Raw genomic sequence first — 20,861 nt, 5'->3', positions numbered from 1 at the left:
TTCTCGTCTTGCCCGTTGCTCGGTGCGCGGTGCGCGGTGCGCGTCACAGGCGGCGGTCTTCGCCGCCCAGCCGGAAAATCCGGTCAGCGATCGGATCGCTGACCGGATCTCTGACCGGATCTCTGGTGCTCCTGTCGGAACCCCGACCGGATCAGCGGTCCAGGATCGTGGCGAAGACGTCCGCCAGCGCCTGCTCCGCGTCCTCGCCGGCGCCGGTGCTGCGCCAGGCCACGTGCTGGTCGGGGCGGATCAGGAGCGCGCCGGCACCGGTGATCTCCCGGACGGCCTCCCATCCGCCGTCCACGTCGGCGTACTCGGCGCCGTCGCCGATGCGGACCGCGTCGACCGGGACGGAGAACTTCTCCGCCACGCGCGCGGCCGCCTCGCACCACGCCGTCCCCTCCGGGCCGGTGATCAGCGTGAAGCCGGTCGTGCCCGTCAGGTCGAGGGTGGACAGGCGCTCGCCGTCCCGGGTGATCCAGGCGTGCGGCAGCCGGTGGCCGGGGCGCGAGGTCGGCGTGTGCTCGTCGCGCATGGGGACGCGGGCCGGGCGCTGGGTGCCGTCGGAGAGGACCGCGCCCTGCTCGTAGGCGAAGCCGATCTCCATCTCGAACGACTGGCAGCCGCCGCGGTGGGTGTGGAACACCTCCAGGGCTCGCGCCCGCACCGTGTCGCCGAGCGGGGACGGGTCGAAGTAGGCGGCCAGACGCTGTCCGCGGCGCCCCGCCGGGATGTTGTGGCCGCCGCCGATGGCGTCGATGACCACCTGGTGGTGCTGAGCCGCGGAGACCGCCCAGTCGACGTTCTCGCGGCCGACGGGCCGGCGCTCGTCCTCGTAGGTGTCGATCAGGCTGTCGGGCGCGGTGCCGTTCAGCACCGCGGCCAGCTTCCACGCGATGTTGTGCGCGTCCTGGATGCCGGTGTTGAGGCCGAGGCCCACGGCGGGAGGCTGCTTGTGCGCGGCGTCGCCGGCTATGAGCACCCGGCCGACCCGGTACTTGTCGGCGAGGATCGCGTTCACGATCCAGTCCGTGACCTTGTGCACGGTCACTTCCAGGTCCGGCACCTTCAGCACTTCACGGATGCGGTCGACGACCGTCTCGTTGTTCCAGCGGCCGGCCGGGCCGGGGGCCATGTGCAGGCCCCACTGCTCGCAGGCCTTGCCCCAGCTGGGACCCATCTCGATGAGGTTGACGGAGAGGTCGGGGTCTTCCGGGCTGAGGTAGTGCGTGATGAGCGTCCCCTCCTCCCACCACTGCGACAGGTCCGCGGTGAAGTACACGGTCGTGGTGTTGACGTTGCTGGGCGGGCCCTGCATCTCGATGCCGACCTTGTCGCCGACGAAGCGGCCGCCGTCGGCACCGAGGAGGTACTGCGCCTTGACCGTGATGGTCTCGCCGGTCTCGAGGTTGCGCACCTCGGCGAGGACGTGGTCGCCCTCGTCGGAGAAGTCGATCACCTCGTGGCCGAAGCGGATCTGCCCCGGATTGCGCTGCTCCGCGTGACGGCGCAGGATCGGCTCCAGCCACATCTGCGGGAGCTTCGCGGGCAGCTCCGGCCCGGCCGCCCCGTAGCGCTCCGTCAGTTCGCCACCGCCGAAGGCGTCCATCTCATGGATCCGGCGGGCGTCCAGCGGCCCGTCACCGGCGAACGTGGTCGCCCAGCGCACCTTGCCGAACTTGTCGAGCGGCGCCGCCTCCGCGAGGACGTCATCGCGAACCCCGTGCTGGCGGAAGATCTCCATCGTGCGCTGATTGAGGTAGTGCGCCTTCGGCACCCTCGACGTGTCAGCGTGCCGCTCCACCAGCAGGTGGTCGACGCCCTGGTCGGAGAGGAAGACGGAGGCGGACAGGCCACACCCGCCGCCGCCCACAATCAGGACCGGAACCTCGATTGACGTCATGTTCGCCCTTCCAGAATTCAGATGGCTTTTCCCGCACAGCCTGACAAAGCCGTCCGCAACCCTGGTCAAGAACGACTGGACTCCGGCACGCCACCGGACTCCGACACGCCGCCGGCCGGTCACGCGCGAACCGCGCGGGTGACCGGCCGACCGCCGCCTCGGGGAAGGGGGTCCCTCCGGGGCGCCTCCGGAGTGCCTCCGGGGCACCTCCGGTGTCCTCCCGGGTGCTCAGCCGAGCCAGACGCCGTCGCTCATCAGCGTGCGTCCGGACAGCTCGTTGGCCTCCCGCCAGGCCTGGATGCGCCGGGGCCGGATGCGGAAGTACTGGTAGGGCTGGTCGAGTTCGCGCGGGTCGAACCCGGTCTTGGCCGCGAAGTCGTCGGCCGTCTCGCCGAGTTCGGCGACGTCCGCCGGCTCCGCGTCGCCGTCGACGATCACGACGTCGCGCGTCAGTCCGAGGCCGACGCGCACCCGGCCGTCCGCCAGCAGGTTGCGACCGGTGACGGAACCGCGCGGAGTCGAGACGAGGAAGGCCGTCCCGTCCCAGAGGAACGAGAGGGGAATGAGATAGGCACCCCCCGGGCCACCCGCCGAAGCGACCCAGAGATCGACCTCGTTCTCCAGTCGCTTGCGAGTGTCTCCCAGCCGCTCTTCGAGCCCACGCGGTGGCACAGCAGTCATGCTTCCTCCGTCCATGTCGTGGAGAGTCCCCGTCCGACGAGGTCTCCTCCGGTCGTCGTACGGGCCACCGGCGCGGTGGCCGCGACGGCCGCCAGCGCCGCGACGGCCGCACGCACACCGATCATGTCGTGTGCCCGGTGTACGGCGAAGCGCACGAACCCGTTGGGCAGGGGCAGGACACGCACCCCGTGGCCGGCGAGGCGTGCGGCGCACTGCTCCGGGGTCAGCCCGGCAAGGCGTGCCATGACCATGTTGGTCGGCCGCGGCGGGTACATCAGCTCGACGCCGGGCACCGTCTCGAAGCCGGCGGCGAGCGCGGCGGCCGTGGCGTGGTCGGCTGCCAGGTCGGGCAGCCGCTCCAGCGCGACGAGGGCGGGCGCCGCCACGACGCCCGCCTGGTGCAGGGAGCCGCCCAGCGCGGTCCTCAGTTCGCGGGCGCGTGCGACGTACGCGCGGGTCCCGCACAGCAGCCCGCCGACCGGCGCGCCGAGCCCTTTGGAGACCGAGAAGGCGATGCTGTCCGCGGGCTCCGCCAGCTCGGCGGGGCGGACCCCGAGGGCCACGGCCGCGTTCGCGAGCCGGGCGCCGTCGAGATGGACGTGGGCGCCGTACCGGTGGGCCAGGGAGGCCAGGGCGCGGGTCGCCTCGGCGTCGAGGGCATTGCCTGAGCGCATCATGCTCGTGTTCTCGAGGCAGACCACGGTGGGCCGGCCGCCTCCGGTGGCGAGAGCCGCGTCCACGGCGTCGAGGTCGGGCAGGCCGTCGGGGCGCTGCGCCACCGCCAGCAGCTCGACCCCGGCGAAGCGGCGCAGCCCGTCCGCTTCGAGGAAGGACATGTGGGTGTCCTCGCCGACGACCAGCCGCGGCGCGCGCGGTCCCGGGGGGCCGGCCGCGGCGAGCGGGGCGAGCAGGTTCGCCATGGTGCTGGTGGGCGTGAGCAGCGCGGCCTCGGTGCCGAGCAGCTCGGCCACCCGGGCTTCGAGGAGCAGGGCCGTGGGGTCGTCCCCGTACACGTCGTCCCCGACCTCGGCCGCGTTCATCGCCGCGCGCATCCGCGCGTCCGGCACGGTGCGGGTGTCGCTGCGGAAATCGAGCCGGGGGAAACCGAGCCGGGGGAAGTCGGTCTGGGGGAAGTCGGTCCGGGCCATCGTGGCCTACCCCTGAGCCCGGTGGGCCACCCAGACGGCGCGGGGCCTGGTGTAGCCCTCGACCGCGTGGATGCCCAGCTCACGGCCGTATCCGGACTGGCCGAGACCCCCGACGCTGACCGTCTCCTCGGTGTCGCCCCAGGTGTTGACCCACACCATGCCGGCGCGCAGGGCCCGGCTGAAGCGCTCGACGCGGTGGGCGTCGGAGGTCCACACGGATGCCGACAGGCCGTACGCCGTGTCGTGGGCGAGGGACAGCGCCTCGGCGTCGGTGTCGAACGCCGCCACGGACAGCACGGGGGCGAAGATCTCCTCGCGCCAGGCGCGGCTGTCGGACGGCGGACCGTCCAGGATGACCGGGTTGACGAAGAAGCCGCCGCCGAGTTCGTGGCGGATCCCGGCGCGGCCGGGCGGCACGATGACCTTCGCTCCCCGGATCTCCGCCTCGTCGACCACTTCGGCCGCGCGGTCGACGGCCGCCCGGCTGATGAGCGGGCCGAGGTCGGTGGCGGGGTCGTCGGGCAGGCCGACGCGCAGGTCGGCGGCCAGTTCGGCCACGCGGCCGACGAATTCGGTGTGGACGGCCCGGTCGACGATCAGGCGCGTCCCGGCCACGCACACCTGGCCGGTGTTGCCGGTGAAGCCCGTGACGACCGCGCGGGCGGCCGCGTCGAGGTCGGCGTCGCGGAAGACGACGACGGGGCTCTTGCCGCCGAGCTCCAGCGCGGCGGGCTTGAGGCCCTCCGCGCAGCGTCGTGCGACCTCGCGTCCGGCCGCCGTCGAGCCGGTGAAGGAGACCATCCCGACGTCCGGGTGGTCGCACAGCAGCCGGCCGGTGTCGGCGCCGCCGTGGACGGCGGTGAGCACGCCTTCGGGGAGCACCTCGGCGGCGCGCTCGACCAGTCGGCGGGTGGACAGCGGTGTCTCGGGCGCCGGCTTGACGATGATGGTGTTGCCGTACGCGAGCGCCGCGGCGATCTTCCAGACGGCCAGCAGGAGGGGATAGTTGTTCGGGGCGATGGCCACGCACACCCCGACCGGCACGCGGTCGGTGTACGTGCGCATGCCGGGGCCGGCCGGGTGGGTCTCGCCCACCGGGTACCGGGCCGCCGCCGCGAACCAGTCGACCACCTGGGCGGCGAATCCGACCTCTCCGACGGCGCGTGCCAGGGGCTTGCCCGCGTTGCGCTGTTCCAGGGCCGCGAGGGCGTCACGGTCGTCACGCAGCAGGCCGGCGAGCTCGCGCAGGAGGCCGGAGCGGTGGGCCGGGGAGGTGTCGGCCCAGCCCTCGTGGAATGCCGACGCCGCCCGGGCCACGGCGTCGCCGACGCCGGGCCCGGAGGTGTCCGGTACGTGGGCGAACGCCCGCCCGGTGGCGGGGTCGAGGATCGCGCGTCCCGCCTCGGTCATCCCAGCGCCCCGGCACGGCCGCCCAGCCGCAGTCCGGCGTCGATCTCGGTGACCAGGCCGAGGAAGGCGTCCCGCCCCAGGCCCGTGCCCGAGCTGCCCAGCAGCCTGAGCTCGTACCCGTCGGGGTGCTGCCACCAGGCGTCGCAGGCTCCGAACTCGGCGTTCGGATAGCCCAGGTGCAGCGGGCGGCCGTCGAGGTCCAGGAGCTCGTCGGTGGCGGGGTGCTTTTCCCGTTCCGGCGGGAACACCAGGCGCCCGCCTCCGGTGCGCTGCGCCGTCAGGCGCAGCTCACCGCCGGACGCCGAGGCGTAGACGACGTCCAGCTCGCGGACGGCGGCGCCGTCGCCGAACGTGGCGGCGCTGTCGGCGTGGTACTCGCCGGCCGACACCGGCACCCCCTGCCCGGTGAGGAAGGCGGTGAGCTCCCCGGACGCGACCCATTCGCCCTCGTGCTCCCGCCCGCGCCGGTGGAAGGAGAAGACGCCGGTGGGCACCGACACCATCTCGGCCGGCCGCCGGGCCCAGTAGCTCAGTTCGGCGAACGGGGTGGCCAGCACCCTCGCCGCCGCCTCCGGCAGGGCCGGGCGCAGCGCGGCGAAGAACTCGACGAGCTCGTCTTCGGTGAACTCTCCCTCCAGTACCGAGAGTTCGACCGTGGTGCGCGCCATTCGGGCGCTGGCGGCCTGGTGGCCCAGGTAGTCGGTGCCGAGCCAGACGACCCTGCCCTCGCCGATCTCGTACGGCCGGGTCGCGCTGCCCCACAGGCACGGGTGGTCCGCGGCGGGGAAGGCCCAGTCGTACAGGAACTGCTTGAGCCGCAGCCGCCGCCCGCCGCCGGAGACCTCGGTGCGGTAGCCGGACGGGTTGGCGTCGGTCCACGGGCTGCGGCCCTCGGCTTCGACGCGTCCGGGGGGCGCCTCGCGCCGGATCGTGCCGGTGACGGTGTCGCAGCCCTCGGGGAGTTCGGACGGCCGCCACACGACGAAGTTGCACCAGTCCTGGGCGAGCTCCTCCGTGATCACCGGCGGCACCGGGTCAAGATCGGCCGCGCTGTCCAGGGTGTGCCAGCGCCAGTGGGGGACGAGACTGCTCACCGTGACTCCTCGGGTCGGTTCGGAGCCCCGCGAGGTGGTCGAGCCAGGCGGAGCTTGAGGCAAGGAACATCCATTCGCCGACGCCCAGCTCGGCGCGGAGCTCGGCCGGCACCTTCGGCAGCCCGAAGGGGGTGCCGAGCCCGTCGGCCAGGTCGGTCAGCCGGCGGACGTATTCGGGGTCGGTGGGGGTCGGGAAGCCCTGCTTGCGGCGGAGCTGCACCGATTCGGGCAGCAGGTCGGCGAGCGCCGCCTTCAGCAGCCCCTTGTGGGTGCCGGGCTTGTTGGTGTCCTTCAGGTGCTCGGGGCAGCGGAAGGCCAGCTCGGCGAGGGTGACGTCCTGGAAGACGGGCCGGTCCTCCAGGGTGAAGGTCGAGGAGGTGGCGTCCACCATGTCGTTCACGTAGACCAGGAAGCGCCGCATCAGGTGGTGCCTGCCGCGTTTGAGCGGCGACGCCGTCTTGAGCGCCCGGTACTCGGCCATGGTGCGTTCCCACACCATGTCGGTCACCGTCTTCATGTCGACGTCGAGCTCGTGCGCCATCCACCCGACGAGCCGGGACCAGACCGGGCGTTCGTCGGCGTGGAGGCTGTGCGTCAGGTAGTGGCGCCCGTGGATGAACGTGGGGGCGTAGGGGTCGACGATGGGGAAGTACCGGCCGGCCTGGTACCCCCAGAACTCGTCGGCCCCGTGTCCGGAGTAGACGACGACCTTCCCGTCGGCGGCGATGGCCTGGTAGAGGTGGTGCATCGCCAGCTCGGCGCCGTGCAGCAGCGGCCGCATCAACCGGGTGGGCAGGACCGGCAGCAGGTCGGCGGCGGCGTTGCGGTCGAGGTCGATGACGGTCAGCGGTACGCCCAGGTGCCCTGCGACCTCGGTGGCGTAGGTGACGTCGTCGCCCGAGCCGCCGATGCCGTCCTGATAGCGCATGACGTACGTGTCCACGGGCAGTCCCAGGGCGGTCAGGCCCGCGACGATCGCCGTGCTGTCGACGCCGCCGCTGAGCACCGCCGCCCGGGGGACGTCGGACACGGACCGCTGCTCGATCGCCCGGTCGAAGGCGGCCCTGATCTCCTCGGGCTCGATGGGGTCGTCCACCGCCCCGGGATGCCAGTAGCGGTGTTTGGTCGCGCGGGGCCGGTCGATGACGAGGTACTGGGCCGGCGGCAGGGCTTCGATGCCGCGCAGCCAGGTGCGGTCGTCCGCGGCGTCCATCCGGATCCAGGAGCGCAGCAGGAACTCCTCGCGGTCCACCTCGGGGGTGACGAGGCCGGTGCTGAGCAGCACCCCCTGCTCCGAGGCGAACAGCAGGCCGCCGTCGGTGTAGGCGTAGAACAGCGGCTTGACGCCGAAGTGGTCGCGGGCCAGCACCACGCGTCCGGTCCAGGTGTCGTGCCAGGCGAGCGCGAACATGCCGTCCAGCGGCAGCAGCGCGGCGGCGGGATCGGACTCGCGGCAGACCTGCTGGAGCACGAACTCGGTGTCACAGGTGGTGCGGCGCGGCCAGAGCGGCGGCGCGGGCGAACGGGAGCCGTAGACCTCGCCGTTGTGCACCAGCACGATCCGGCCGGTGGGGTCGGTCATCGGCTGGTCGCCGGCGTGGCTGCGATCGCGCACCGCCAGCCGCGTCGCGCACAGCATGACGGTGCCGCAGGGCGAGACGTAGGGGGCGCAGGCAGCTTCGCCGCGGTGCGCCATGGCACCGGTCATGGTCCGGCCGAGCGCGTCCATCCAGTCGGGATCGCGCCGTCCTTCGAAGCTGATGAAGCCCGCTATGCCGCACATGCGTCGCCCTCCGGTTCCCGCCACAGCTTCCAGAGCTCCGCCAGAGCCTCGGTGTAGACGTGCTCGATGCCCTGGTGGCCGCCCTCGTGCTCCAGGTAGAGGTGGGGGACCCGGTGTGTGTCGAGGGCCGCGTGCAGCGCGCGGGCGCCCCAGTGCATGCCGTACTCGTCGCGCCGGCCCACGCTGAGGTGCAGCACGCCGAGTGCGGCGAGCCGGTCGGCGTACGCGGGGAGCATCCGTACCGGGTCGTAGGTGAGCCAGCGCTGCCACACCTCGTCGCGGAACAGGCCCGTCACGGGGTCGCAGGGCAGCGCGTCCGAGGCGGTGGTCAGGGGGTCGTCGGCGTAGCACATGCCCATCGCGATGATGCTCATCGCGACCATGAAGGGGGCGTCGATCGGGCCGTTGTCGCGGCGGGCCAGCAGCGCGTCCATGCCGCCGGCCGCCCTGATGGTGTCGAGCGTGCCGGGCAGCAGCGGCAGGTAGCTGTGCTCGAACCCGGCGTCGGGCGAGCAAGCGATGACCGCCCCGAACAGGTCGCAGGTCATGCCCGCGACGAGCGCGCCGTAGCCGCCGCTGGACTTCCCGCCGATGGCGCGCCACTCCGGCTGCGGCCGGGTCAGGAACCGCCCGTCGATCTCGGCGACGACCTCGGCGAGGTAGTCGCCGTACGGGCCGGAGGCGGCGGAGTCGATGTACTGCGAGCCGCCGTAGGCGGTCGTGCAGTCGGGCACGACGAGCAGTGCGGGCGGCACGCGGCCGTCCGTCATCGCCTGGCGCAGGCGGTCGGCGACGGTCGCGCCGAAGGCGAGCGCCTTGCCGGCGAGGCTGGGGTGGGCGCCGAACCCGGGCAGCCAGTACACGACCGGGAACCGCCGGACGCCGTCGTACCCGGGCGGCAGGTGCACCTCGATGCGGCGCCGGTGGGGGTCACCGAGGGGGTTGCCTCGCAGGCAGGTGCTCTCGTGATCGAGCACGACCATGTCGCTCATGCTTCGTTCGCCTCCTGGAGCGCGCGCTCCACGTGGTGCGTGTAGAAGGAAGGGTGGTGGAAGACCGCGGAGAGCAGCAGGCCGTTGCTGGCCCACAGGCCGTAGGAGCTGCCGATCAGGAGGTCGGAGCCGAGCATGGCCTCCAGGGTGCTCGCCGCCATCTCGGTCCAGCCCTCCGCGCCGGTGACGTGGCTGCGGGCGGGGCCCGGGCCGAGCCGGGTCACCCGGTCCGCGACCGGGTCGAGCAGGAAGGCGGTCTCGGTGCCGTCGTCCTCGTACAGCGAGACGACGTGCCGTCCGGCGCCGTCGTCCAGCGCCCGGTACCAGTAGTCGGTCGCCACGAGCCGCTCCAGCAGGTCGCGGAGCATCTCCTCGCCGCCGCGGGTCTGGCGGCCGTACCGGTCGAGGGAGGCGTCGAACGGCGGCACGGGCGTGGCCGGGTCGAGCGTGATCTCGGCGTAGACCTCGTCGAAGTCGTACGCGCCGGGCGCGACCGGTCCGTCGACCAGGGCGGCCTTGCCGTGCGCGACCTCCAGCACCTGGCCGGGGCCCCACAGCAGGCCGTCGCGGCCCAGGTCGTCCAGGCGGCGCAGGGCCTGGGCCGGGGTGAAGGGGAACATCGTCTTGTTGCACCAGGAGTAGTCGCGCTCGCCGTCGCCGCTGATGCGCCAGCCGAACGAGGAGGGCACGGTCAGGGTCGCGGGGATCGAGTCGATGTACCGGTCGAAGTTCGCGACGGCGCGGGCGTGCACCGCGTCGGAGTCGGTCAGCGGGCGGCGCTCGGTGAGCACTCCGGGCGGCGAGATGCTGTGCGCGGGGACGAACACGGCGTCGATGCGCGGTGCGTCGTCGCGCCGGAAGGCCGCGACGGTGTCCTCGTGCAGGAGCGCGTCGCCGCACAGCATGACGGCGGCGTCGGCGGTCTGCACCAGCACGCTCATCTCGGGGAACGACACGGCCGAGGGGAACGTCCGCAGGACCGTCCCGCCCGGGGTGGTGATCGTGTCGCCCGGCGTGACCGGGCGCAGGCGCTCGAAGCCGAAGCGGCGCAGCGTCCAGGAGATCGCCTGGTGCCCGAGCCCCGAGGCGGTCAGCACCGGCGGCACGGGGCCCGCGGGGTAGACGCAGGTGACCTCGGAGCTCTGGCGCGGGCTGTCGTCGAAGTCCACGTCGGCGCCGTCGGTCAGGCGGAGCAGGGAGGGGAAGTGGTGGTGGTCGTAGTGGTGGTGGCTGAGGACCACGTAGTCGACGCCCTCGTCGAGCACCGTGCGGACCAGGTCGTCCGACAGCGGCGGGTGGTGCTCCCAGAAGCGGTCCAGGCGTTGGGTGAGCCACGGGTCGAAGAGGATCCGCTCCGTCCCCGTCTCGATGAGGACGGCGGCGTGGCCGAGCGAGGTCAGGCGCATCAGCCGGTCCCCTCGTACACGCAGCGGAAGCCGACCTCCATGTGGCGGTCGGTGATCAGGTCCTTGCCGCGGTAGAACGTGGTCAGGCAGGTGGGCGGCGAGGTGAAGGTGCCGCCGCGCAGTACGTGGAAGGCTTCCTTGCGGTTCATGAAGTCCAGCGGGTGGCGTCCCCTGAAGAAGGGGTCCATGTCCTCGCCGGTGTAGAAGTTGGTCCGGGTCAGCTCCCAGACGTTGCCCGACATCTGCAGGACGCCGTACGGGCTGGCGCCCTCCGGGAGGGCGTCGGCCGCCAGCACCGGGTGGGCGGGGTTCTCCCCCTGCTCGATGGTGACGAGGAGCGCTTCGAGGGAGTCGAGGTCCGCCACGGCCTGGCCGAACGACCGCTCGACGTAGTTCACCCGATCGGGGTCCCAGTCATCGCCCCACGGGAAGCGGCGGCCGTCCACGCCGCGCGCGGCCTTCTCCCACTGGACCTCGCTGGGCAGTGCCCCGCCGGCCCACTTCGCGAAGGCGTAGGCGTCGTACCAGTCGATGCCCACGACCGGGTGGTCGGGTGCGTTGAAGCGCGGGTCGTGCCAGTGCACGGGGCGGTGCGATCCTTCGAGCGGCTGGTCGGGGTGGTCGAACCGACCGGAGTCGCCCACCTCTTCGAAGAACTCGCGGTAGCGGGCGTTGGTCACGGTGGTGCGGTCGATGAAGAAGGCGGGCACGTCCACCGCGCGCAGCGTGGTGTCGTCCTGGGCCATGCGGAACGCGTCGGGCTGCTCGTCCGCACCGATGATCGCCGGACCGGCCGGCACGAGGGCGACGTCGTCGTTGCGCCGGGGGCGCGTACGGACGGCGTCGACCCGGGCCCGCATGTCCGTGAAGTACTCGTCTTCCAGACGGCGGAGTTCGGCGGGGTCGCGGGTGCCGAAGACGGCGATCAGGGCGCGCTTGGTGAGCGCCGCGCCGCAACCGACGGGCTTGCGCGCCCAGTCGGGGCGGGTGAAGTTGCTGGGCCAGCCGGAGATGCGGATGAGGTCGGGCACGGCGGCGGCGATCCGGTACTCCGTGATGACCTTGAGCGCGGTGAACGCGACCCAGTCGACCGTGTCGTGCGTCGCGGAAGCCACGGCGGTGTCGGCCGCGGGGGCGCCCGCGTGGTGCGCGGCCAGCAGCCGCACCGCGCCCGCGCGCACGGGCCACTCGGGGTGGGCGACCACGAGGCTCGCCAGCAGCGGTATCCCGTCGGTGGCCCGGCCCTTCTCCTCGGCCAGGTCCACGACGCGCTGCACCGATGCCCAGTAGCGGGCGTCGGTGGAATCGTCGATCACCAGCAGGTCGGCGGGAACGTCGATGACGCCTGAAACCTGATTGCCTACCATCTCTACCTCTCTCGGACGACGAGCCGCCCGTACGGAATTGATCCCGTACGGGCGGCTAATTCGTGGCTCAGTGCATTACCACTTGGAGCATTCCTGCTTGGCGTCACGGGTCTCGATGAAGTCACGGTCGCTCATTGTTTTGCTCCTTTCGCACAGGGGATTCGAGTTGGTTCCTGTGTCGCCTCTCGGCTTCACGACTCAAACATTAGGCAGTTCCCTGGAGGTGCCGCAACGGTGAACCAGGAAAAGAGCATTCCTCGATAACCTGAGGGTAAGTTCATTGCGATCTTGGCGTTCAGAGAAGGAGGAAAGAATGGTTGACACCGCTTCCCGGGACATACGGGAGAACGGGTTCACACGGCTCCCGGGGCTCGCGACCGGCGACGCGCTCGCCCGGCTCCGGCGTGCGGTCGGCCGGATCGAGGAGCTCGCCGCCGACCGCACGGCCTCCAGCGGGGAGTTCGTCCTGGAGGCGCCCGGCGTCGGCGGATGGGCGGCCTGGCAGCAGGGGGCCGGCGCCCTCCAGGGGGTGCTCCGGTCGGCCGACCGCATCCATGAGCACGTCCCGGAGTTCGACGCCGTGCAGCGCTCGCTGGGCCTGGCCGACGGGCCGGTCGCCCGGGGCGTCGGCGCCCCGGGCGAGCTGGTCAACGCGTTCCTGTGGGCCAAGCCGCCCGTCGTGGGCTCGGCCAAGCCCTGGCACCAGGACATCGCCTTCGCGCCGCCCGGCTTCGGCGCCGAGGAGCACGGCATCGTGACGATCTGGATCGCGCTCGAACCGGCGACCACGCGCAACGGCTGCCTCGAGTTCATCCCCGGTTCCCACGCGCTCGGGCTGTTCCCGCACGGCGGGGACCGTGAGCGGCTGCCGGGCGAGGCGCCGCTGGACAACGCGGTCGAGCCGCACATCGCGGACGCGCACCTGCCCCGTACGGCCGAGCCGGTCGCCGTGCCCCTCGAGCCCGGTTCGGCCGTCATGTTCGACGGCCTGGTGGTGCACCGTTCGGCGCCCAACACGACGGCGACGGAGCCCCGTACCGCCGTCAGCTTCGTCTACAAGGTGCCGCGCCCGTCCTGGGCCCGGTGGGAGCCGGCCGCGGCTCCGGTGTGACGTTCGACCGCGGCAGATCCTCAGTCGAACGTTGAGTTCCGGTGCTCGCCCCCGTGGTCGAGGACGTAGAACCCGGTGCCGTCGAGGTGGCGGATCGTGTTCAGGTCGCGCTGCACGACCTCTTCGAGGTCGTGCAGCAGCGTCACGATGACCGGGTAGCTGAGGTCGTCGACCGTCCGGCGGATCTCCTGACCGGGCTTCACCGGGGTCAGCAGGGTGCGGAAGCTCTCCAGCACCTCGATCCGCTCGATTCCGCGGTACTCGCTGAGCACGCCCTCCACCGGCGAGACCATGCCGGCGATCGCGCAGTACTTGCGCACCTCGTACGGGGTTCCGGCGCGGGCGTGGAACCGCTCGGGACTCAGGTACGCGTCGACCGTCCACTCCAGCTGCGACTCGCCGATGCCCAGGCTCGCACCGGCCGGGATGCCGCCGCCGGCTATCCGGGCACCCACCTCCACCAGGCACGGACCGCCGGGGGTCATCCTGATCTCCACGTGCGCCGGGCCGTGCTCGATGCCCAGGGCGTCCAGGACCCGGAAGGCGTACTCCCTGAGCGACTCCACGACCCGCTCCCCCGAATCGATCAGGAGGAGGGCGTCGCAGAGGTCGACGACGCCGTTGGCGCTGACCCGGGTGGTCCGCCAGACGTCGCACAGGTGGTGGCGGCCGTCGCGGCTGACGGTGTTCACCATGTACTCGGTGCCCGGAAGGTACTCCTGCGCCACGGCCCCGTTGTTGGGCTGGGAGAAGACGTCGTCGGCGTCGGCCAGGGACAGGAACGCCGCGACGGACTCCTCCGGGGAGTCGCAGAAGGAGACCCCCTGGCTGCCCGCGCTCCGCGGCGGCTTGAGGACGACGCGGCCGCCGAGCTCGCGGTGCCAGGCGGCGAGCTCGTCCGCATCGGTGGCCCGCAGCTGACGGGCGGCGCGGAGCCCGGCCGCGCGCACGGTCTCGATCATGAGGTGCTTGTCGCGCCGCGCGGTGCTGAGGGCGGTGCCGTTGCCCGGCAGCCCGAGGCGCTGCGCGAGCAGGTCCGCGAGTTCCACCCCGACCTCGCCGCCCGAGATCACCGCGATCGGCGAAAACCCCGCGACGGCGTCGGCCGTGGCCGCGAGATCTCCCTCGTGGATGATGTCGGCGATGAAATCGTCCGGGACGTGCGGCGACTTGAGGTAGACGAACGGCACGTCACGCGTGCTCTGAACACGGACGACGGAACACCCCTGCTTCAGGAATTCCAGAACGAGCGAACGGGCCGCGGCGTAGGCGTCGACCATCACGACGCACGGATTGTTCCGACTTCTCTGACTGCTCTGGCTGCTCTGATTGTCTGCTGTCATGAGTTCAACATAGACAGACCCACCGCTCGCCGAAATCCGTTCAGCTCTGCCATCCTCCGATCCCGGAAGGAAGAGCTGATGACATCTTATTTCGCGAGCGTTCGCTCGCCGCATATCACGCCCGTACTGCTGTTCGTCAATACGTGCGGCAATTTCCTGGTCCTCGTGGCCCTGTCCACGCACGTGGGGTCGACCACCGGGTCGGGACTGCTCGCGGGAGCCGTGCTCAGCGCGCCGTGGTTACCCGCGCTACTGCTGGCCGCTCCGCTCAACCGGCTGCTCAGCAAGCGTGCCCCGGAAGGCCTCGTCCGGCTGGCCGAGGCGGCGGGCCTGCTGGTGACCGCGGCCGCGCTCCTGGCGCCGGGCGGGGCGCTCCTCGTGGTGGCCGTCTCCGTCGTGGTCGTCCGCGGGTTCTTCGAAGCGGTCACCCGCTCGGCCACCTCGGTCCTCCTGCGCAACGTGGTCCCGTCGCAGCGGCTCGACCACGCCAACACCGTAGCGGAGATCTGCAAGTTGACCGGTGTCAGCGTCGGGGCAGCGCTGGCGGGGCCGGCCTCGTCGGTCCTGTCGCTGCGGGGCCTGATCGCGGTGAACGCGGCCACGCTGGCGCTCTCGGCGCTCCTCGCCTGGGCTCTGCCGTCGACTCCCGGGGGAGCCGTGGCCGGCGCCAAGGACGGCGCGGCCTCCAAGACCGGCGCGCGCCTGCGCGTCCAGGACCCCGTACTGCGCCGGCTCTTCAGCCGCTTCCTCCTGGTGGCGTTCTGGCAGGGCTTCCACACGGTGGCCGTCACCGTGATCCCGCTCCACCTGCTGGGCGGCGGAACCCGCCTGGTGGGGGTGTTCGTCGCGGTGTCGGCGGTCGCCGTCTTCGCCGGCTCCCTCGCCGCCCTGCCGGCCCAGCGGTACCTCGCGCACGTGCCCTCGACCACATGGGTGCTGCTGCCCATGGTGCCCTTGGTGGCGGCGGTGGCGGTCGGCCGGACGGTGCCGACGATCGCGCTGTACGCACTGTTCCTGGTGCTCTTCGAGATGGCCTTCGTCCACTACAACAACCGGCTGCTGGCCTCGGCATCCGATGAGGAGCTCCCGTCGGTGGTGACGCTGCGGGCCACGCTGCTGCCCTCGGGCGTGGCGGTGTCCATCCTCGTCATGGGCGCGCTGTGCGACCTCGCGGGCCCGCTGCCCGCGGCCCTCGCGGTCGCCGGCATCACGGTCCTGGTCACCGCCGCGACCGCGGACACCGGGCGAGCCTGGCGGGCGAAGCCGGCCAAGCAGGCCGAGCAGCCCGACGCACACCGGCCGGTCTCCGCGACGCGCTGAGGAAACGCGGCGGGCCCCGCATGGTGACCATGCGGGGCCCGTTCGGCTGAGGGTCAGGTGGTCGGCGGCACCGGGTCCGCGGCCGCCTGGCAGGTGGCGTCGATGCCCCACCACGAGGTGGGACGGGTGCCGTCCCGGAAGTAGTCACTGGCGTAGGTGTTGAGGCAGGCGTTGTTGTTGGCCGTCAGCGTCGAGCCGAGGTTGTGGCCTCCCAGCTCCACGATGAGACGGGAGTTGGGGAACCGGATGCGCATGTCGAGGGCGCCGAACATCCCGTGCGAGGGGTCGTACTGCGGCTGCACCAGCAGAATGTTGACGTTGCTGTTGCCGACCTGCGCCGGGGCCTGCGACTGCGTCGGCCAGAAAGCGCACGGCGCGCTGTACCAGGCGTTGTTCCAGGTCAGGATCTTGTTCCCGGCGGCGTACTGGCCGGCCAGGGTGGCGCTCCAGACGTTCCAGTTCTTCGGCCACGGGCCTTCGGAGCAGTTGACCGCGTTGGTCATCGCGACGCGGTTCTGCTGCGGGAAGCCCGGGGTCGGGGAGTCGGTCCGCAGCGCCGTCGCGTCACCGCGCACCACGAAGTCGGAGAGGATCTTCGCGCGGCTCACCCAGGTCCAGCTGCGGTAGACGACCTGCTCGAAGACGTTCGTCCACTCGCCCGGTCCGATCCTGCCGTCGACGGGCGTCGCACGGAGGGTGTCCAGGGCCTCGTAGTACTTCTCCTCGACCTGTTCCGCGGTCGTACCCAGGTGGTAGACGGAGTCGTACTTGGCGACCCAGGCGAAGAAGAGCCCGCCGGTGTGCTCGGCCGTGAAGTTCTTGGCCATCTGGTTCTGGTAGCCCACGCCGCTGGGGCTGGGCACACTGTCGAGCATCATGCGCTTCACCCGGGTCGGGTACATCGACGCGTAGACCGAGCCGAGGTAGGCGCCCCAGTCGATCCCGTAGTAGCTGATCTGCTCCTGGCCCAGCGCGATCCGTATCTGGTCGAGGTCGCGCGCGGAGTCCTTGGTGGTGAAGTGCTTGAGCGTGTCGCCGTACTTGTCGCCGCAGCTCTTGGCGTACGCCTGGGCACGGGCCACCGACGCCTGCTCGTCCGCGGCCGTCTTCGGCACGGGGTCGGGCAGCAGCGGGTTGATGTAGGACGCGTCGCACACGATCGACGGCTCGCTGGCCCCGACGCCGCGCGGGTCCAGGCCGATCCAGTCGTAGGCGGGGCCGACGTCCTTCGCCAGCCCGCTCGTGCCCTTGGCGTACCGGGTGGGCATGTCGCGGCTGATCGGGCCGGGCCACTGGCCGCGGTGCAGCAGCACGACGCCCTTGTACTGGTCTTCGGCGACGGTGTGCTTGGCGCGGGTCAGCGCCACCTTGATCTTCTGGCCGCCGGGCTGGGCGTAGTCGAGCGGTACCTCCAGCGTGCCGCACTCCAGGCCCTTGAGCAGTGCGCCGAGGTTCGGGTCGGGGTCGGGACACGGCGACCAGGCGATCGTTCCAGTGGCCGGCGCGGCAGCCTCCTCGGCCACCGCCACGGGGGCGACGGCCTGAACCAACAGGCCTGTCACGATCACCGCAGTGACCAATGCGAGCTTTTTCATGAATACCCCTTCTGAATGCACGGCGCTCACAGCGTGGCAACGGGGTCTTTGAATCGGCTCGAAACCGGCTGGAGCCATCAGGAACCGCTGAGCTTCGTTCCTAAAATTTCCTTGTAATTCGACACATACGCCCCAACCCCTCAGGAGTGATCATGGCCGAATCTGCCATCCAGGGCTGATGCGGCGCTGATCCCGGGAAACGGAAATCCTGAGGGGCTGGAATCTTGTGAAATTCGACGGACAGTCGATTTACGGACGCCGGGCGGCTTGCACGAGTGCGTGATGGAGTCGTTGGTCGGGCGTGAATCCCGCCTCCCATTGCACGCCTACGGCGAAGGGGCGATCCGTGACTTCGATGGCCTCGACGGTCCCGTCCTCGGCCCAGCCGGTGACGGTGAGGCCGGCACCGAGCCGGTTGACGGCCTGGTGGTGATGGCAGGCCGTCTCCGGCGCGTCCTCGTCGAGGACACCGGCGATCCGGCTGCCCGGCTCCAGCTTCAACGGGTGGGCGCCGAGGGTGAAGGACGGCGTGTTCGGGCGGTGGCCGTCGTGGCCCGTGACCTCGGGCAGGTGCTGGTGCAGCGAGCCTCCGTGCAGCACGTTGAGCAGCTGCATGCCGCGGCAGATGGCCAGCACGGGCAGCTCGGCGTCCAGGACCGCCCGGATCAGCGCCAGCTCGGCGCGGTCGGCGTCCGGGGTCATCGCCCGCGTGCCGGGGTGCGGGTCCTCGCCGTACAGCGACGGATCCACATCGGGGCCACCCGGGATCAGCAGGCCGTCGATCCGGTCCGCCATGGCTTCGACGCCGGGCAGCAGCGGAAGCAGCAGGGGCGTGCAGCCCGCCGCGGCCAGGAAGCCCAGGTGGGCCTGGAGCGCGAAGCTGACGACCATGTCGTCGCCCTGGAACGTGACCGGCGCGGTCCGCGCACAGATCCCGATCACCGGCCGCCCCGTGCTCGCCGAATCATTCACGAATGATTTCATAACCACCTTCACGGGTTTCCGGGTTCAACTGAGGAAAATAGGCAGATGAAACAACCGCTTCCGCGGAGGGTCGCCACGGCAATAAAATAGCCGTGTGCGTAAAGCGGCGGCCATCGTTCAAAACCCGGCAGGCCGGCAGCTACTGAACGGAATGACCCTCCTGATACCACAGACGGGGACCGCTTTCCCCCGCTCATATCGAGCCGAAAGCCGCCGCGAACGACCTCGCGGCCCCGCCGCACCGGCAGCGGGTGCCCGCCGGACCGGCGGGCACCCGCTGTTCTGCGTGTCCACGAAAAGTCAATCTCCCCTCGACTGCGACTAGAGCCCCTCCTGCGACGCTCATCGGCAGCGGCATCAGAGAGGAAGTCAAGGAATGGCTCAGAGCAGCGCACAGGCCATCTTGATCACGAACGCGTTCGGCTCCGTCAGAGCGGAGAGCGTCGACGAGTCGGCCCGCAGCGAATTCGATCTGAAGAACCTCGAGCAGCTTCCCGCCCGCGACGTCCTCGTCAGCGCTCTGTCGGCGGGCGTGTCTCTGCGCCAGAGCGGCACGGACGCCGCGCACATCCAGCTTCTCGTCGACGCGGCCGGCTCGGCGGAACTGCCGCCCGTCCTGGTCCAGATCGACGGCTACCGCATCATCGACGGCCTGCACCGGCTGGAAGTCGCCAAGCTGCGCGGCGACAGCAGCATCAAGGCGCGCTTCGTCGACTGTTCGAACTCCGAGGCGCTCGTCATCGCCATGAAGGCGAACGGCTCGCACGGACTGCCCCTGTCGAAGGCCGACCGCGTGTCCGGAGCCCGGCGAGTCCTGGGTTCCCACCCTGACTGGTCCGACCGTGCCGTCGCCCGCATCACCGGGCTGAGCGCGAAGACGATCGCGTCGATGCGCGAGCAGCCGGGTGAGGGAACACCGCTCGACGGCAAGCGCATCGGCCGGGACGGCAGGCGGCGTCCGGTGGGCCCGGGCGAGGGCCGGCGGCGAGCCGCCGAGTACATCGCCGCGCACCCGCACGCCCCGCTCCGGCAGGTCGCCCGGGAGACCGACGTGTCGCTCGGCACGGTCCACGACGTGAGCTCCCGGCTGCGGCGTGGCGAAAGCCCCGAGCGCAGCGGCTGCCGGACACCCGACGCGGCGCCGCAGCCCCTGCGATCCGTCCACCCCGCCCACTCCGTCCCACCCGTGCGGTCCGTACCGCCGGCCGGGGAACCGCCGCGGTCAGCCTCCGAGGTTCCCGGCGGCGCCGAATCCGTTGGCGCGGCCCCTGTGCCGCTGCGGGTGGCACCGGGCATCGGCGGCGCGCCGCAGCGCAGGAACCGCACCGACGAGGTTCCGGCCTGGGCGACGGTGGCGGCGAAGATGGCCACCGATCCCACCATCCGCTACACCGCGGGCGGCCGGGAGTTCCTCCGCTGGATGCAGCTGCACGCCGCCGAGCCGGACGACGGCTGGCGGGAGCTGATCGACGCGGTCCCGGCCCACTGGCTCGGCGTCATCGCCCCGATCGCCGAGCGCATCGGCAAGGAGTGGAGCCTGCTCGCCGAGGGGCTCAAGACCAAGCAGGACATGTTGCCGTGAACCGCGGGCACGCCCGTCACGGCACCGGTGCCGCGGACACCAGCCGGAGGTGGCCCGCGGCCTGGCGCTGGTCGTCGGCGCCCTGACGCGGGGTGGTGGACGGACATCCGGGGGGCGGCACGAAGGTGGCCGGGGGCACGAGCTCGGGCAACGCCAGCAGGACCGGCGTATCGGTCGGCCGGCTCGGGCGCAGCCGGACCGCCGCGCTCGTGACGCCGTCGGCGGTCACCGTCACGGGCAGCACGCCGTGCCCCCCGACGAGCGGGGTCCGGCAGGCCGCGCGGTCGGGCCCGAGGCCGTCGGACACCGCCACCGCGAGCAGGTGCCAATTCCCTTCGGGTACGTCCTTCAGGGAGTAGCAGGACGGCCGGCCGCTCGGTACGTCGAAGACGGCCGAGGCGACACACGGGTGCTGGACGACGGGCGTGGCGAAGGCACCCAGGAACACGCGCGCGTTCCCATGGCCCGCGGGCAGACCGACGGTTCCGCCGATCGTGCCCCGGCCCTGCCACGGGACGGGCTCCGGCACCGGCAGGCCGGCTCCCCCGTCCCGCACCAGCCGGCGGAACCGGCCGGGGGACACTCCGACGCTGGCCGTGAAGTAGTTCGTGAACGAGCCGAGACTGTTGTATCCGACCGCGCAGGACACCGCGGTGATGCTCATCGAGGTCTGCTCGATCAGCCGCTTGGCCTCGTGGATGCGGACCGCGGCCAGGAACCTGCCCGGGGTGAGCCCGGTCTCCTCTTTGAACAGCCGCGTGAAATAGAACCGGCTGAGCAGAGCGCTTTCCGCGATCCGTGCAAGGGCCAGGGGCTCACCGTAGTGCTCCCGGATGAACTCGATGGCCCTTTCGACTGCCGTATCCATACGCACCTCACCACGTGTAGGCCGATCAGCAGCCTGACGTGTGCACATCGCGCTCAGCTCGAGTGCCGCTCGCGATCCGGAGCCGGCGGTTCCAGGGAACGCGCCTGTTCCGGACGCCTCCCCGGGCTCCGGCGGCGCTGTCGACGCGGCCGCACGGCCGGACGTGACGCTCCAGCACGCCCCGACCGGGGTTCAGGAGTTGGTCGAGAGGAACCCCGGATGCTCGGAGCGTCCGTTCGAGCCTTCATCGACACGACGTCTAAAGGGGTCCATG

The 20,861-nt window shown here is 71.5% G+C and carries 16 protein-coding genes; 3 read left to right on the top strand and 13 right to left on the bottom strand.

The genetic code is table 11. The features are described from left to right. Positions 1–151 precede the first annotated feature (151 nt). From OG247_RS43125 to OG247_RS43085, 9 genes are all read right to left on the bottom strand, one after another. Complete coding sequence (locus OG247_RS43125) at positions 152–1,903, bottom strand: FAD-dependent monooxygenase (RefSeq protein WP_327257971.1); 1,752 nt, start codon at positions 1,901–1,903, stop codon at positions 152–154. A gap of 228 nt (positions 1,904–2,131) precedes the next feature. Continuing rightward, positions 2,132–2,584 carry a pyridoxamine 5'-phosphate oxidase family protein gene (locus OG247_RS43120; RefSeq protein WP_327257970.1) on the bottom strand — a complete coding sequence of 151 codons (453 nt, stop codon included), beginning with the start codon at positions 2,582–2,584 and terminating at the stop codon, positions 2,132–2,134. Continuing rightward, positions 2,581–3,732, bottom strand: a complete 1,152-nt coding sequence (locus OG247_RS43115) for a threonine aldolase family protein (RefSeq protein ID WP_327257969.1) — start codon at positions 3,730–3,732, stop codon at positions 2,581–2,583. The genes OG247_RS43120 and OG247_RS43115 overlap by 4 nt, the downstream gene beginning before the upstream one ends. A gap of 6 nt (positions 3,733–3,738) precedes the next feature. Further along, on the bottom strand, positions 3,739–5,142 hold the full coding sequence (locus OG247_RS43110) for an aldehyde dehydrogenase family protein (RefSeq protein ID WP_327257968.1): 1,404 nt from the start codon (positions 5,140–5,142) through the stop codon (positions 3,739–3,741). Continuing rightward, a complete protein-coding gene (locus tag OG247_RS43105; RefSeq protein ID WP_327257967.1) occupies positions 5,139–6,236 on the bottom strand; it encodes a hypothetical protein in 1,098 nt (365 codons plus the stop codon). Before OG247_RS43105 ends, OG247_RS43110 begins: the two co-directional genes overlap by 4 nt. Further along, positions 6,178–8,019, bottom strand: coding sequence for an asparagine synthetase B family protein (locus OG247_RS43100; RefSeq protein ID WP_327257966.1), 1,842 nt, complete (start codon positions 8,017–8,019; stop codon positions 6,178–6,180). The genes OG247_RS43105 and OG247_RS43100 overlap by 59 nt, the downstream gene beginning before the upstream one ends. Further along, complete coding sequence (locus OG247_RS43095) at positions 8,007–9,011, bottom strand: alpha/beta hydrolase-fold protein (RefSeq protein WP_327257965.1); 1,005 nt, start codon at positions 9,009–9,011, stop codon at positions 8,007–8,009. Before OG247_RS43095 ends, OG247_RS43100 begins: the two co-directional genes overlap by 13 nt. Next, positions 9,008–10,417: an MBL fold metallo-hydrolase gene (locus tag OG247_RS43090; protein ID WP_327257964.1), complete on the bottom strand. Its 1,410-nt coding sequence runs from the start codon at positions 10,415–10,417 to the stop codon at positions 9,008–9,010. The genes OG247_RS43095 and OG247_RS43090 overlap by 4 nt, the downstream gene beginning before the upstream one ends. Continuing rightward, positions 10,417–11,784, bottom strand: coding sequence for a formylglycine-generating enzyme family protein (locus OG247_RS43085; RefSeq protein WP_327257963.1), 1,368 nt, complete (start codon positions 11,782–11,784; stop codon positions 10,417–10,419). The genes OG247_RS43090 and OG247_RS43085 overlap by 1 nt, the downstream gene beginning before the upstream one ends. 313 nt (positions 11,785–12,097) lie before the next feature. On the opposite strand from OG247_RS43085, the gene OG247_RS43080 reads away from it, so the two are divergent. Next, a complete protein-coding gene (locus OG247_RS43080) occupies positions 12,098–12,895 on the top strand; it encodes a phytanoyl-CoA dioxygenase family protein (RefSeq protein ID WP_327257962.1) in 798 nt (265 codons plus the stop codon). Positions 12,896–12,915: 20 nt separating this feature from the next. Here the strand turns inward: OG247_RS43080 and OG247_RS43075 are convergent, their stop codons facing one another. Further along, positions 12,916–14,238, bottom strand: coding sequence for an ATP-grasp domain-containing protein (locus OG247_RS43075; protein WP_327257961.1), 1,323 nt, complete (start codon positions 14,236–14,238; stop codon positions 12,916–12,918). 78 nt (positions 14,239–14,316) lie between these two features. Between OG247_RS43075 and OG247_RS43070 the strand changes: the two genes are divergently transcribed. Further along, complete coding sequence (locus tag OG247_RS43070; protein WP_327257960.1) at positions 14,317–15,558, top strand: MFS transporter; 1,242 nt, start codon at positions 14,317–14,319, stop codon at positions 15,556–15,558. 53 nt (positions 15,559–15,611) lie between these two features. On the opposite strand, the gene OG247_RS43065 is transcribed toward OG247_RS43070, so the two are convergent. Together OG247_RS43065 and OG247_RS43060 are read right to left on the bottom strand one after the other, a co-directional pair. Then, positions 15,612–17,153 (bottom strand): alpha/beta fold hydrolase, encoded by a 1,542-nt coding sequence (locus OG247_RS43065; protein ID WP_327257959.1) that lies wholly within the window; start codon positions 17,151–17,153, stop codon positions 15,612–15,614. Between the two features lie 249 nt (positions 17,154–17,402). Continuing rightward, positions 17,403–18,137, bottom strand: coding sequence for a gamma-glutamyl-gamma-aminobutyrate hydrolase family protein (locus tag OG247_RS43060; RefSeq protein WP_442813698.1), 735 nt, complete (start codon positions 18,135–18,137; stop codon positions 17,403–17,405). Between the two features lie 376 nt (positions 18,138–18,513). Here OG247_RS43060 and OG247_RS43055 point away from each other — a divergent pair, with 376 nt between their 5' ends. After that, complete coding sequence (locus tag OG247_RS43055) at positions 18,514–19,719, top strand: ParB/RepB/Spo0J family partition protein (RefSeq protein WP_327257957.1); 1,206 nt, start codon at positions 18,514–18,516, stop codon at positions 19,717–19,719. Between the two features lie 16 nt (positions 19,720–19,735). On the opposite strand, the gene OG247_RS43050 is transcribed toward OG247_RS43055, so the two are convergent. Next, a complete protein-coding gene (locus OG247_RS43050; RefSeq protein ID WP_327257956.1) occupies positions 19,736–20,587 on the bottom strand; it encodes an AraC family transcriptional regulator in 852 nt (283 codons plus the stop codon). Positions 20,588–20,861: the final 274 nt, after the last annotated feature.

The sequence above is a fragment of the Streptomyces sp. NBC_01244 genome (assembly GCF_035987325.1).
GTDB lineage: Bacteria > Actinomycetota > Actinomycetes > Streptomycetales > Streptomycetaceae > Streptomyces.
Note: the sequence above shows the minus strand (reverse complement) of the source record. Positions and strands in the feature narration are given on the sequence as shown.